Annotated in this window: 8 protein-coding genes; 1 reads left to right on the top strand and 7 read right to left on the bottom strand. The window is 41.2% G+C overall.

The genetic code is table 11. The annotated features are described in order from the left end of the window. Positions 1 to 748 precede the first annotated feature (748 nt). Both guaA and guaB read right to left on the bottom strand, forming a co-directional pair. Positions 749 to 2,326, bottom strand: a complete 1,578-nt coding sequence (gene guaA / locus I3B46_RS10030; RefSeq protein WP_004920518.1) for a glutamine-hydrolyzing GMP synthase — start codon at positions 2,324 to 2,326, stop codon at positions 749 to 751. 86 nt (positions 2,327 to 2,412) lie between these two features. Then, positions 2,413 to 3,879, bottom strand: coding sequence for an IMP dehydrogenase (gene guaB / locus I3B46_RS10025; RefSeq protein WP_004920523.1), 1,467 nt, complete (start codon positions 3,877 to 3,879; stop codon positions 2,413 to 2,415). A gap of 170 nt (positions 3,880 to 4,049) precedes the next feature. Here guaB and xseA point away from each other — a divergent pair, with 170 nt between their 5' ends. Beyond that, complete coding sequence (gene xseA, locus I3B46_RS10020) at positions 4,050 to 5,429, top strand: exodeoxyribonuclease VII large subunit (protein WP_104873523.1); 1,380 nt, start codon at positions 4,050 to 4,052, stop codon at positions 5,427 to 5,429. A 45-nt stretch (positions 5,430 to 5,474) separates the two neighbouring features. Here the strand turns inward: xseA and I3B46_RS10015 are convergent, their stop codons facing one another. The 5 genes from I3B46_RS10015 to maeB all read right to left on the bottom strand — a co-directional run bounded on the left by I3B46_RS10015 (position 5,475) and on the right by maeB (position 14,268). Further along, a complete protein-coding gene (locus I3B46_RS10015) occupies positions 5,475 to 7,730 on the bottom strand; it encodes a TonB-dependent receptor domain-containing protein (RefSeq protein WP_076914047.1) in 2,256 nt (751 codons plus the stop codon). A 130-nt stretch (positions 7,731 to 7,860) separates the two neighbouring features. Beyond that, a complete protein-coding gene (locus I3B46_RS10010) occupies positions 7,861 to 10,041 on the bottom strand; it encodes a S9 family peptidase (RefSeq protein ID WP_104873524.1) in 2,181 nt (726 codons plus the stop codon). A gap of 20 nt (positions 10,042 to 10,061) precedes the next feature. Next, positions 10,062 to 10,865 carry an energy transducer TonB gene (locus I3B46_RS10005; RefSeq protein ID WP_004920535.1) on the bottom strand — a complete coding sequence of 268 codons (804 nt, stop codon included), beginning with the start codon at positions 10,863 to 10,865 and terminating at the stop codon, positions 10,062 to 10,064. Positions 10,866 to 10,985: 120 nt separating this feature from the next. Continuing rightward, entirely contained in the window at positions 10,986 to 11,873 is an 888-nt protein-coding gene (locus tag I3B46_RS10000; RefSeq protein ID WP_041704990.1) for a ChaN family lipoprotein, read from the bottom strand. A 115-nt stretch (positions 11,874 to 11,988) separates the two neighbouring features. Next, positions 11,989 to 14,268 (bottom strand): NADP-dependent oxaloacetate-decarboxylating malate dehydrogenase, encoded by a 2,280-nt coding sequence (maeB, locus tag I3B46_RS09995; protein WP_014656109.1) that lies wholly within the window; start codon positions 14,266 to 14,268, stop codon positions 11,989 to 11,991. Between the last annotated feature and the right edge of the window lie 348 nt (positions 14,269 to 14,616).

Below are 14,616 nucleotides of genomic sequence, written 5' to 3'. Positions count from 1 at the left end.
GCATAAAATTGGCAATAGTTTAAATGTCAATAATTTTTTAGCAAAAAGAAGGAAAAAAGCATTTTTGTAACTATCGTATTTTCAAGCTAAAATTTTTAACAGCATTTTAACTATTTGTATATTATTACCCCAATGGCACTTTATGGATTAATATAGCATATATTATATTAACCTATAAAAATGACAGAAGGGTGACTTCGCGTTTAACATTTGCGCAACAATTATCATAAGAATATGATGATTTTTATGCGTGTGGATTATGGTTGTATTTTAGCCAAAAAAAGACTTTTGGTTCAAAAATAGAAAGCGGCTATTTTATAGCCACATATTCTCGATGATGATTAAATATTTGATGCTCACTGCAATTAAAGTTCATGTAAAGCAAATTATCATGAAATTTCGTGCGATTCTAAAAACAGAATGTTACCGACTAAAAAATCATCTTCCAGTAATAATACGCTAGAAAATATCGAAAAATAAAATTTAAAAAAGAGTTAACCCTATTTAGTTCAAAAGTATCAACTCTAAAAAGAATTAGTGGCAGAGTAGCTATGGTTATAAACTCAGAAAAAAAATCTGCCAATGATATAATCAAGAAAAAACAAGCTCGTAGTTCAAATAGATAATCAATATTAACTAGCGTAATTGAGCTTCAGACACAACAAGCAACAAAAACAAAAAAGCCCATTTTTACATGGGCTTAAGTCGTTATTTTGCTAGTCAGTGCCAGCTGATTCTTATTGCGGGATTATTCCCATTCGATCGTTGCTGGTGGCTTACCGCTAATATCATACACGACCCTTGAAATCCCATCGACCTCATTGATAATGCGGTTTGAAACACGGCCTAAGAAATCATATGGTAAATGAGCCCAGTGTGCGGTCATAAAGTCGATTGTCTCAACTGCACGTAAAGAAACAACCCAATCGTATTTACGACCATCACCCATCACACCAACAGAACGCACAGGCAGGAATACCGTAAATGCTTGGCTAACCTTGTGATAAAGCTCTGCTTTGTGTAGCTCTTCAATAAAGATAGCATCGGCACGACGCAGAAGATCACAATACTCTTTTTTCACTTCACCTAAAACACGTACGCCGAGGCCTGGACCTGGGAATGGGTGACGATATAGCATGTCGTATGGCAAGCCAAGTTCAAGACCAATTTTACGAACTTCATCTTTGAACAGCTCTTTCAATGGCTCAACTAGGCCTAACTTCATATCTTCTGGTAACCCACCGACGTTATGGTGAGATTTAATGACATGCGCTTTACCCGTCGCTGACGCCGCAGATTCAATAATATCTGGATAGATAGTACCTTGTGCCAACCATTTAACTTGCGTTTGTTTTGAAGCTTCTTCATCAAACACATCGATAAATACATGACCAATCGCTTTACGTTTTGCTTCTGGGTCGTGAATACCTGCTAATGCACTCAGGAAACGATCTTCTGCTTTCACATGGATAATGTTTAGGTCAAATTTACCTGCAAACATCTCCATCACTTGATCAGCTTCGTTTAAACGCAACAAGCCGTTATCAACAAATACACACGTGAGTCGTTTACCAATCGCACGGTTTAACAACAAAGCGGTTACAGAAGAATCGACACCGCCAGACAGTGCTAAAATCACATGATCATCGCCAATCTGCTCTTTGAGGCGTGCTACAGTATCATCAATAATCGCCGCTGGCGTCCACAGAGCTTCACATTGGCAAATATCCTGCACAAAGCGCTTCAGAATATTGAGGCCTTGGTAAGTGTGTGTTACTTCTGGGTGGAATTGAACACCATAGAATTTTTTCTCTTCATTTGCCATGATTGCAAATGGGCAGTTTGGTGTGCTTGCGATAGTTTTAAAATCCGCGGGGATCGCAGTCACTTTATCGCCATGGCTCATCCAGACATCCAGCACTGGCGTACCATTTTCGTTGAGTGAGTCTTGAATATCACGGAACAAATCGCATTGCTCAGTGATTTCAACTTTTGCGTAACCAAATTCACGCTCACCAGAAACCTCGACGGCACCACCAAGTTGCATTGACATGGTTTGCATGCCATAGCAGATACCTAAAACGGGTATACCTGCATTAAATACATACTCAGGAGCACGTGGGCTATCATTTTCTGTGGTGCTTTCTGGGCCACCAGAAAGGATGATACCGTTTGGATTGAATTCACGGATTTGCTCTTCTGAAACGTCCCACGCCCAGAGTTCACAATAAACGCCAATTTCACGAACACGGCGAGCAATCAGTTGTGAGTACTGTGAGCCGAAATCAAGGATAAGAATGCGATGCTTATGGATATTTGTTGTCATTTGAGGAGAATTCCAAAAATTCAAGTCAAAAATAAAAAATTGGTAGCTCCGTAATTAACTACGGAGCTACCCTGAATCATTATCTGTTATTGTCCCAGACGGTAATTCGGGGACTCTTTAGTGATGGTTACATCATGTACGTGGCTTTCTTGGATACCCGCACCACTAATACGGACAAACTCGGCTTTAGTACGAAGATCATCAATAGTACCACAACCTGTCAGCCCCATACAGGAACGTAATCCACCCATTTGTTGATGGATAATATCTTTTAGACGGCCTTTATAAGCAACACGCCCTTCAATCCCTTCTGGAACTAATTTGTCAGCCGCATTATCAGACTGGAAATAACGGTCTGAAGAGCCTTTAGACATTGCGCCTAATGAGCCCATGCCTCGATAGGCTTTATAGCTACGTCCTTGGAAAAGGATAGTTTCACCCGGAGATTCTTCTGTTCCTGCAAACATGGAGCCAACCATAACACAGGCTGCCCCTGCGGCAATCGCCTTAGAAATATCGCCAGAAAAACGAATACCGCCATCGGCAATGACAGGGATACCTGTTCCTTCTAATGCCTCGACAGCATCAGCAATTGCCGTAATTTGCGGTACACCGACCCCCGTCACGATACGCGTAGTACAAATAGAACCAGGGCCGATACCCACTTTAACGGCACTCACACCCGCTTCCGCTAGTGCTTTTGCACCTTCAGCCGTTGCGACGTTACCACCGATAATCGGTAAGTCTGGGTATTTTTTGCGTGTTTCACGAATACGTTGCAATACACCTTCAGAGTGACCGTGTGAAGAGTCGATCAATAATACGTCGATTCCCGCAGCCACCAGCGCATCAACACGTTCTTCGTTGCCCGCGCCAGCACCAACTGCCGCACCAACACGCAGACGACCTTGTTCGTCTTTACAAGCATTTGGTTTACGTTCTGCTTTTTGGAAATCTTTAACTGTGATCATCCCTAACAGGTGGAAGTTATCATCGATCACTAGGGCTTTTTCAACGCGTTTTTCGTGCATTTTTTGCAGTACAACTTCACGAGCTTCGCCCTCTTTTACCGTAACGAGACGCTCTTTCGGTGTCATTACCGCAGTGACAGGCTGATCCAGATCGGTAACAAAACGAACGTCACGACCTGTAATGATCCCCACAAGCGATTTATCCGCAGCCACAACAGGATAACCAGCAAAACCATTACGTTCTGCCATTTCTTGAACTTCGCGGATCGTTGTCTCAGGGGTAACGGTAACCGGATCAGTTACAACCCCACTTTCATGTTTTTTCACGCGACGAACTTCTTCCGCTTGGCGCTCAATAGACATGTTTTTGTGGATAAAACCAAGGCCACCCTCTTGAGCCAGTGCAATCGCAAGATCAGATTCAGTCACTGTATCCATCGCTGCAGAAAGCATAGGAATATTCAGGCGGATAGTTGCAGTCAGTTGGGTTGATAGATCGGCCGTGTTTGGTAATACGGTTGAGTGTGCAGGAACGAGCAATACGTCGTCGAAAGTTAGAGCTTCTTTTTTTATGCGTAACATAGGCAATATCTCACCAGGCAGCGTTATGGAAAGGTATAAAATATTGCCGCGGCATTATACACACCGAAACCGATTGCCTCCAGTCCTTTTTTGAAAAAAACTTGATAACTCCTCTGACTAGGTTAGTATCAACCAATTAAGTCATTGTTTTAGAATTTGATCTAGCTCACATGTCGACTCAACAAAATAGTGGAATTTATTCTGTCAGCAAACTCAATCAAGCTGTCCGTGAACTTCTAGACCGCCAAATGGGTAAAATATGGCTGACAGCCGAAATATCAAACTTTTCGCAACCTAGCTCTGGTCATTGGTATCTCACATTAAAAGATGACAAAGCTCAGGTTCGTGCGGCTATGTTTCGCGGACAAAATGCACGCGTCACATTTCGTCCACAAAATGGTCAACAAGTTTTAGTACGGGCAAGTGTCACACTTTATGAGCCTCGTGGTGACTATCAAATTATCATTGAAAGCATGCAACCGGCTGGCGAAGGTCTGCTACAGCAGCGTTTTGAGTTACTCAAACAAATGTTAGGCGCAGAAGGCTTATTTGATGTAACACATAAGCAGCCTTTACCCTCCCCTGCAAAACGCATTGGTGTTATTACCTCAGCAACAGGCGCTGCATTACACGACATTCTGCATATTTTACGTCGTCGTGACCCATCACTCCCAGTTGTGATCTACCCAACAGCCGTTCAAGGAGATCAAGCTCCTGCACAAATTGCCCGAGCGATTGAGTTAGCCAATAAACGAGGTGAGTGTGATGTACTGATTGTGGGGCGTGGTGGTGGCTCATTAGAAGATTTGTGGGCGTTTAATGAAGAAATTGTCGCTAGAGCTATTTTTGCTAGCCAATTACCTATTGTTAGTGCGGTAGGTCATGAAACGGATATCACGATCGCCGATTTTGTGGCCGATGTTCGCGCTCCGACGCCTTCGGCTGCCGCTGAATTGGTTAGCCGTAACCAAGTGGAATTAATTCGCCAATTACATTCTGCTCAACAGCGTCTTGAAATGGCGATGGATTATTACCTTGCAGGGCAGCAGCAACGTTTTAGTCGTTTACAGCATCGCTTACAGCAACAACATCCACAACTCCGTTTAGCAAGGCAACAACATCAATTGAGCCTGCTTAATCAGAAACTGACCCAAACTATCACAAGGCGGTTGCAAACCGCTCAGCTACGTCATGATCAATTGCAACGCCGGCTGTCACAACAAGACTTGCGGCCTCAATTACAACGGCAACATCGGTCGCTACAACAGACACAATACCATTTACAGAATATGATGACCGAGTTACTGAATAGCTATAAGCAGCGTTTTGCGGTCGCTTGTTCAAAAATGGAAACGGTCAGCCCACTGGCTACATTGGCTCGTGGCTTTAGTATTAGTGAAACCTCTGACGGTGCAGTATTGAAAAAAACTTCTCAGGTGAAATTAGGCCAAAAGCTTAAAACACGCCTAAATGATGGGTGGGTAGAAAGTGAAGTCACTGATATCACTAAAATGAAAATGAAACGTGCACCTCGTTCTGTTTTAAAATAGGCGTAAAGGGTATCAACACGTTGATACCCTGATATTGATTACGAGTTAGAAGCGAACGACACCACCTAGCATATATGAACGCCCTCTTGCCGTTGCGTTATTATTACCACGCACTTCCATAATGGCCGTCGAATTTGAACGGTTCAAGGCATCAGAATAAACCTCATTGGTCACATTATTCACTGTAAACATCAATGTGACATTTTTATTGATTTCATAATCAGCATACAAGTCAATAACTGTCGGTTGCTTTTCATATTTATCTTTCAATGCATCACCATTATTATCAACTAATGATTCAACGCCAATACGCTTTGCTGGCCCTGTAACGGTAATGACTGAGCCTAATGTCAACTTTTCATCTAATAACCGAACACCTGTATCTAGCGTCAAATAATAGTCTGGTAACTCAGTAAAATCCCCCGCACTAAAATCAGCAACGCTGGCTATCGAATTAGGCTGGTCACCCGTCTCTTTGGTATAAGATAATGTTGAATAAAAAACGCCTGCATCATAATTAGCTTGTAATTCATAACCCCGTAAGTTGACCTCGCGTGGATCGTTCATATAGATATAACTTTTCTGCATAAAATCCGGGAACTCTTTATCCCAGACACTTTCATTCATCAAACACCATGTAAATTCAGCGTATGATCTTGGTCGACACAACAAATAAGGCTTACTGGTAATATAATCCTTAATTCTAGTATGGAACCAAAGCGCTTTCATCGTGAATTGGTCATCTTGCACGATGAGATCAGGTCTCATGCTATTGAAACCAATTTGCCATGTTTGTGCTTTTTCTCCTTTTAAGAATGGGTTCATTGAGTTACCGCCATTCTGAGAGAAAAATACCTCTTGGGAATTTGGTGCACGCATTGAGTGTGCGTAACTTACAAAAGGTTGAAATTCAGGAATGATTTCTGCCGAAAGCAATACCCCCGGGTTGAAGCCTCCCTCTTTTAAGTTTATTGATGCGTCGCCTTGAGGAAAACATTTAACGTCATCATCGCAAGCGGGTTTAAACCCTTTTAGCTTGTAATGTGCATAATTCAGATTAAAAGTGGCTGAGTAAATATCATATTTAGCATTGAATTGCGTATACAAACTCATTAAGTCTAATGTGCCACTGGGTGAGAACTGGTTATAAATGATTGTATTTTGGTCAGATACCGAACTTACTTTACGTTCATATTTATTTTTTAACAGCTTAGAACCTATTTTCCATTCATAGTCCGTCTCCCCATAAGAAAAACGACTCGTATTGGCAAGATTGATCCCATCTGCATTATTTTTGGATTCACCTTGACGTAATGCCCAACCCAATGAATCCCCTTCAAATGTCTGCTTACTCTCTCCATGACTAATAATAAGCTCAGTATCAATTAACTCATTAAGTGGCGTATATTTATATTTAAGATAATAATCCTCGCTATTTATTTTACGGCGAGTTAATTTATTTTGATAAAAACGCCCACTAAATTCTAATTCATGGCTATCATCAGGTTTATATTTCAATTTGGTGAGTTGCGATTGGGGTTTTTGTTTAAAAGTATGATCAGTGGCAAAATCATCACTATCATAACCTGCACCATTTTTATAATTCGCGGGGATATTATGACCACTGACTGCAATTAAGCCACCTAAATATCCATCATTGGTATTAACTGGCGTTTTCCCTGCAACGGCAACCATGCCATTATAGCCTAATCCATTATCCCCCCAACGGGCTTTGCTTCTTAAGCCATATAAGTTGCCATCAAAAATCACATCGTCAATACCGATAGTTCTAAAATTAGCGCTACCTACAAGTGCATTGACACTCTCTCCACCATTTAACTGCCCTTTTTCAACTTCAACTTTAACAATAAAATTGGGATCAATTAATGCCCCAAAATCATTATTTGGTTGTTGACCATGGGTGTAGTTACTCGGTGAAATGCCATAATATGTTTGGCTAATACCATCCACCATCATATTAACACGACCAAATCCACTCAAACCGCGGATATTGACATTGACTGTACCTTGGCTCGCGTCCATTTGGGTGTAGGTTCCCGGCATAGTACGAATAATTTTATCTAATCCTTCCAGTTTATTTTGCGTACCTACTGCACTAAATGCCCCTGGCTTTTCCAAGGCTTTAACTAATGGCGTTTGTTTCTCAGCACCTGAAATTTTTAATTTACTAAATTGTACGATACCTTTATTTTGTTGTTGCTGTGTATCTTCTGCAAAAGCAATACTATGAAGCCCAGCACATAATAAGCTGGCTCCTACTATTTTTAATTTATTATTCATTAAACCATTCCTGTAAACGCGATAATTAAACATGCGCTCACATGCATCCAAATAAAATTTAATGCTTTAATTTTGCCATGCAACTGTTCGGCTATCGTTAAGAAACAATAGCCGAACCATTTTACAATAATTAGTTATTAGTATATTCGTTTTTCAATTGTGGAAAATAATGTTTTTTATCTTCCAGCATTAAAATAAAGCTGTAATCTAGGGCAATATCATCCAATGCATTATAGCGGCCTGATTTACCACCATGCCCTGCATTCATATTTGTCTCTAACAATAATAATGAATCTCCTTGTTTATATTCACGCAATTTTGCCACCCATTTTGCCGGCTCCCAATATTGCACTTGAGAATCATGTAAGCCCGTTGTCACTAACATATGAGGGTATTTTTGTTTTTTGACATTATCATAAGGGCTATAAGCCTTAATACGCCAATATGCCTCTTCATTTTCAGGATTACCCCATTCGTCATATTCACCGGTGGTCAATGGAATTGATGGATCTAACATTGTCGTCACCACATCAACGAATGGAACAGAAGCGACAACCCCTTCATACAGTTCAGGCGCCATATTCACTACGGCTCCCATTAACAGTCCACCTGCACTTCCTCCCATGGCATAGACATGGCCTTGTTTTCCATAACCCTGATTTATCAGTGCATTTGTCACGTCAACAAAGTCAGTGAATGAGTTCATTTTATTCACTGTTTTCCCTTGTAGATACCACCGTTTACCCAGTTCACCACCACCGCGAATATGGGCAATCGCGTACACAAAGCCTCTATCTAGCAGTGACAGACGTGAAGAGCTGAATGAGGGATCAATGCTGTAACCATACGCACCGTAGCCATAGACTAATAATGGATTTTGCCCCTCTTTAAATAAATCTTTTCGGTAAACTAATGAAACAGGAACTTTCACACCATCTTGTGCCGTCACCCACAAACGTTCACTTTGATATTTGGATTTATCAAAATCTTTCACTTCTTGCTGTTTTAATAACTGCCTTTCTTGTGTCTGCATATTAATTTCATACACAGAAGAAGGTGTCGTCATTGATGAATAGCCATAGCGCAACTTATCGGTATCAGACTCTGGGTTGTTATCAATCCATGCCATATAAGCGGGATCATCAAAACGGACATAATTTTCAGCTTTGGTTTGCCAATTAATTTGACGGAGATTAACCAAACCGTTTTGCCGCTCTTCCAGTACTAACCATTGGTTAAATAGCTCAAAATCTTCCAAATCCACATCATCACGTGGAGCGACTAAAGTCTCCCAATCGCTTTTGCCATCATGACTTGTGATATACAGACCAAACAATGGGTGTTGATGGTTCGAACGAATATAAAATTGACCGCGAAAATGATCAGGATAATATTCAACGCCCGTTTTACGAGGTTGGAAAACGTTAGCCTCATTATGTGGCTTGTTTGCATCAATTAAGCGATATTCCGACGTCTCAGTACTTGTGATTCCAATAAAAATATAATCTTTGGAAGTTGATTTAGAGATGCTGACATAAAAAGTATCATCTTTTTCTTCATACATCATGACATCTTGATGCTGTTGTTCACCGATTTGGTGGCGGAACACTTGATATGGCAACAAGGTTTGTAGGTCTTTATTTACATAAAATAAAGTGTTGCTATCATTGGCCCAAACAATATTGCCCGATGTATTCGTTAACTCATCATTTTTCCACGCTTGGCTGTCTAATGAACGGAAAGATACCGCATAGTTATTACGACCCTCTCTATCTTCCGCAATCGCCACGATTTTATTGTCTGGTGAAACGGTAAGCGCACCTAAACGGTAGTACTCGCTCCCCTCCGCTCGTTGATTACCATCAACCAGTGTTTGCCACTCTCCTTCGCTATTCACAGGTCTGCGTTCATAAATAGGATAGTTTTTACCTGCTTCAAATCGGCTACGATAGGTATAGCCATTAAAGTCATAAGGTACAGACTCATCATCTTGTTTCATGCGTGAAAGTAATTCATCATAAATCTGTTTTTTTAATGGCTGGCCCAACGCCAGTTGCTGTTGACTATAGGCATTTTCTTTTTCTAAATAATCAATAACTTCTTGTGATTTTCTATGGTCGTCTCTCATCCAATAATAGTTATCGACACGCACATCACCGTGTGTCGTCATTGTATATGGCTGCTTTTTCGCTTTTGGTGCTGACATCTGTTCCTCCGCAAGGGCATGGCCTGCATGTAGTCCAATAAATGCTATTAGACAGAATTTAGCGATTCGAGTGGATACTGACAATAAATCTGCTCTTATAATCATTCTGTTACCCTGATTAACCGTTAGTTTTCAAGTGTGAAGTCTATTGGCATTCTTACCGTAACTTTGCCATTCCTAAGCATTTCGGCTGGAGGGATGGGAAGTGGTTGTGCTCGAGAAAGGACTTTTTCGGCTTCCCTATCAAGAGAGCGAGTTCCTGACCCTTTAATCAGTGAGCTTTTAATAACATAGCCCTGCGCATCAACGTCAAATTCAACCACAGGAATTCCTGTGCGGTTACGTCGCCGAGCATCATCAGGGTAGCGTTTAAATTTGTTCAATTGGCCGAGAACGAGAGCCTGCCACGCTTTTTCTGCATCCAGTTGCGATTGTGATTGACTATTGAAATCAGCCGCAATCTTATTGCTCTGTTTCAATGCAGCAGCATCACTAGTCACAGGCGCTGAATTTGATTTTGAGTTATCACTTTCAAGCTTTTTAATAGGCTTTTTAGGCGGTTCTTTCTTCTCTTTTTTAGGCGTCGGTTGCGGCTTTTTCTTTTCGGTTTTGGTTACTAACAGTTCAGCATTTTCATTTACGGGTGCGGTAGGTAGCTCAGACTGCTCAGGTTCAGCTTCTTGGGCTTTACTTGCCACAGAGACCTCCTGCACTTGGCCGATATTCACTTCTGTAACCTGTTTAGCTTCCGCTTCCATGGAAACTTCCACCACAACGGATGGTGGTGGCACGGGATTATCCCACTGTTGATCGTCAGAGCTGCGTAAAAAAAGTCCAATAACTAAAAAATGTAATGCAATTGCAACAATAACCGCACTACCCATTTTCATACTTTGGTTCTGGTAGTGCTCAAATGTAATCGTACTCATTTTAATCTTATTTGCTGTGCTAAAAACTCAAATGATAATCAATTACATATGCAAATGAAAACTATTTTTATTCAAATTTGTTTCATTATCACAATTACATTACAAATAATTATAAAATGATTATTTTTCAACCGCTTGATTTACACTAGGCGTATACCAAACATAATCCGCATGAAGATTATCGATAGCATTCCCTTTTTCTGAAATGATCAGCACAGTAAATTCAGCATCAGGAGCCAGATCTTGCACATGTAACGGTACACCAATAGCTCGTGTCGCATGATACCCCCCCACAAACAACAAGGCTGGGGTTGGTGCTTGTAACAGTGATTTAGCCATACGACGATCACGCATTTGCTGAATAACCGTCATCTTTTCAACCTGCTCCGGTGTTAATTTGCCGTCATGAGAGGTTTCAATCGTCTTACTGATCAACTCCTGCACGACAGGTTGAGTCGAATATACGCCATTTAATACTGGTGGATTTTTGTATGCTTCCTTGACCTCTTCCTTATTCAAATTTGCTGAAAGTAGTGGGTACGGGGCTTTTAATAGTTGTTTAGTCAACTCGCCATACTGCTCCCACGGCCATCCACTGTTCCATTTAATTGACGACTGCAATTTTTCATCGCGAATATACGGATCTCCCTGCATTTGTGCTTTCACTGAGTTAATACTTTTTTGCTGATCTGGTTGGAGCATTTCAAGTAACACTGAGCCTTGTGGACGCGTTTTGTGCATCTCTTGAGCCAGCCACTGCTCTATTTGGTGATGATACATATTGTCGTGTTTTTCACCGACAATAACGCGAGATGATTGAGATAACTGCTCAATAAGCTGTTGAGGTGTAATGGATTGACCTGATTGTAAGTCAATGATTTGCCCTTGTCCGGTAAGCTGACTATCTAGCTCTACCGGCTTTTGTTCTATTTGCTGTGCACAACCCGCAACCAACAATAGCGCCATTGCGATAAGGGAGGACTTTGCCTTCAATGTTACTGATATCATTATCTTTTCCATCTATTGAGTACAGGATTACCCAAAATACAGATAATGAGAATGATTTTCAATTAAAAAGGCCTCTAAATATTAAAATTTAGAGGCCTTTAGATATTAAGTTAAATTATAGTGGATGTGTTTGTGCTTCAACAGCAGCCAATGCCACCATATTAACAATACGACGTACAGAAGCTATCGCGGTGAGGATGTGTACAGGTTTTGAAACCCCCATTAACACCGGACCTACCGTCACACCATCAGAGCTTGTTACACGTAATAAGTTATAGCTAATACGTGCCGCTTCCATATTTGGCATGATCAACAAGTTTGCTGACCCTTTTAGTGGGCTATCAGGCATGACATCTTTACGGATAGATTCAATCAATGCAGCATCGGCATGCATTTCGCCATCGATTTCAAGATGCGGCGCTTGAGCCTTGACCAGCGCTAATGTATCACGCATTTTTTGTGCGGATGCACAATCAGAAGAGCCGAAACTGGAACGGGATAACAGTGCCACTTTCGGTTCAATACCAAAACGGCGCACCGTATCGGCTGCCATTAAGGTAATTTCCGCTAGCTCTTCTGGTGTTGGATCTTCGTTCACATAGGTATCGGCAACAAACGTGTTACCCGTTGGTAATAATAGTGCGTTCATCGCCCCTGCTGCATGAGCGCCTTCACGGAAACCGAACAGATTTTTTACTACGCTATAGTGTTCGCTGTAACTACCAACGGTTCCACAGATCATACCATCCGCTTCACCACGAAGTACCATGATACCGCCGATTAAAGTCGGGTTACCAATCACCGCACGACGTGCCATCTCTTGTGAAACACCACGGCGTTTCATGATTTGGTAATATTCTTGCCAGTACTCTTTGAAACGTGGATCGTTTTCATTGTTAACCACTTCAAAATCTTTCCCTAGCTCAATATGCAGGCCAAGTTTTTGAATACGTTTCTCAATCACACTTGGGCGTCCAACTAGAATTGGGAATGCTAAGCCAAGGGAAACCAACTCTTGTGTCGCATGTAATACGCGCTCTTCTTCCCCTTCTGCCAAAACAATACGTTTTTTCTCTTTTTTGGCTTGTGAAAAGATAGGCTTCATAAACAAGTTTGTTTTATAGACAAACTGGTTCAGTTTTTCGATATAAGCATCAAAGTCTGCAATTGGACGTGTAGCAACCCCTGAATCCATCGCCGCTTTTGCCACTGCTGGCGCAATTTTAACTATCAAACGTGGATCAAAAGGCTTCGGAATAATGTATTCAGGGCCGAAGAATAAGTCTTGGTTGCCATAAGCAGAAGCAACTTCCTCACTCTGCTCTGCCAACGCTAAATCAGCAATTGCATAAACACAAGCGAGTTTCATCTCTTCGTTGATGGTCGTTGCGCCAACATCCAACGCGCCACGGAAGATGAACGGGAAACATAATACGTTGTTCACTTGGTTAGGATAATCAGAGCGGCCTGTACAAATAATGGCATCTGGACGTACTTCTTTTGCTAATGGCGGTAAAATTTCAGGTTCAGGGTTAGCAAGCGCTAAAATAAGCGGGTCTTTCGCCATGGTTTTCACCATGTCTTGGGTCAGCACACCAGGACCAGAACAACCTAAGAAAATATCTGCATTTGGGATCACATCCGCAAGGGTTCTTGCGCCATTATCTTCAATGGCATAGGCGGCTTTTGTGACATCCATTTTTTCATCACGGCCTTTATAAATCACCCCTTTGGAGTCGCAGACTGTGATATTTTCGTGTTTTAAACCTAGTGCAACAAGCAGGTTCATACATGCAATTGACGCTGCACCTGCACCTGAAACGACTAGGCGAACATCACCGATATCTTTTTTAACAATACGAAGGCCGTTGATCACCGCCGCCGTACAAATAATTGCGGTTCCGTGCTGATCATCATGGAACACAGGGATATTCATTCTTTCGCGCAGCTTCTGCTCAATATAAAAACATTCAGGCGCTTTAATATCTTCTAGGTTGATACCCCCAAAAGTTGGCTCAAGAGAAGCAATAATATCAACAAGTTTATCGGGATCGGTTTCATCAACTTCGATGTCGAACACATCAATGCCAGAAAACTTCTTAAATAGCACCCCTTTCCCTTCCATAACGGGTTTACCCGCCAAGGCCCCAATATTACCTAATCCCAAAACCGCTGTACCGTTTGAGATCACACCGACAAGGTTCCCTTTCGCGGTATAACGATACGCTGATAGTGGCTCTGAGGCGATTTCAAGACATGGAACCGCAACCCCTGGTGAGTATGCAAGAGCCAAATCGCGTTGAGTCGTTAATGGTTTAGTCGGTGTTACAGTTATTTTTCCTGGATGAGGAAACTCATGAAAATCAAGAGCACTTTGTTTTAATTTATCATCCATCATCAAGTCCTTTCAAAGTAGGTAGGGTAAAAGCAGTAAACAGTATAAACAGTTCAGACAAGCAAATCATGATCTTGATGACAATTTCCAGAAAATTCTTTCGGTTACATCAGTTAGTAATACGAGTTAGCCTAAAATATCACCTCAAACTCTCACTCAATCAATATACTTGAAGGCTAATTATATATTATAGATATAATTACTTTTGATAATTTTAATCATATAAAAATCGAGTTATTATTTTTTTGGTTTTCTATTTCGGGGTTCTGAATATTAATTATATAAATTAATAATTAAATACAATGAGCATTAAAAAATAGTAATAAAGGCGAAAATTGAAGGCTATAA

Origin of the sequence: Providencia sp. 2.29 (assembly GCF_015832305.1) — a bacterium.
In the GTDB taxonomy this organism is placed as follows: Bacteria; Pseudomonadota; Gammaproteobacteria; order Enterobacterales; family Enterobacteriaceae; genus Providencia; species Providencia stuartii.
This window is presented reverse-complemented; position numbering and strand designations above follow the sequence as displayed.

Coding starts and splice junctions, on each gene's coding strand:
- guaB (WP_004920523.1), bottom strand. CDS start 3,879: ATGTTACGCATAAAAAAAGAAGCTCTAACTTTCGACGACGTATTGCTC.
- I3B46_RS10000 (WP_041704990.1), bottom strand. CDS start 11,873: ATGATATCAGTAACATTGAAGGCAAAGTCCTCCCTTATCGCAATGGCG.
- I3B46_RS10005 (WP_004920535.1), bottom strand. CDS start 10,865: ATGAGTACGATTACATTTGAGCACTACCAGAACCAAAGTATGAAAATG.
- guaA (WP_004920518.1), bottom strand. CDS start 2,326: ATGACAACAAATATCCATAAGCATCGCATTCTTATCCTTGATTTCGGC.
- maeB (WP_014656109.1), bottom strand. CDS start 14,268: ATGGATGATAAATTAAAACAAAGTGCTCTTGATTTTCATGAGTTTCCT.
- I3B46_RS10010 (WP_104873524.1), bottom strand. CDS start 10,041: ATGATTATAAGAGCAGATTTATTGTCAGTATCCACTCGAATCGCTAAA.
- I3B46_RS10015 (WP_076914047.1), bottom strand. CDS start 7,730: ATGAATAATAAATTAAAAATAGTAGGAGCCAGCTTATTATGTGCTGGG.
- xseA (WP_104873523.1), top strand. CDS start 4,050: ATGTCGACTCAACAAAATAGTGGAATTTATTCTGTCAGCAAACTCAAT.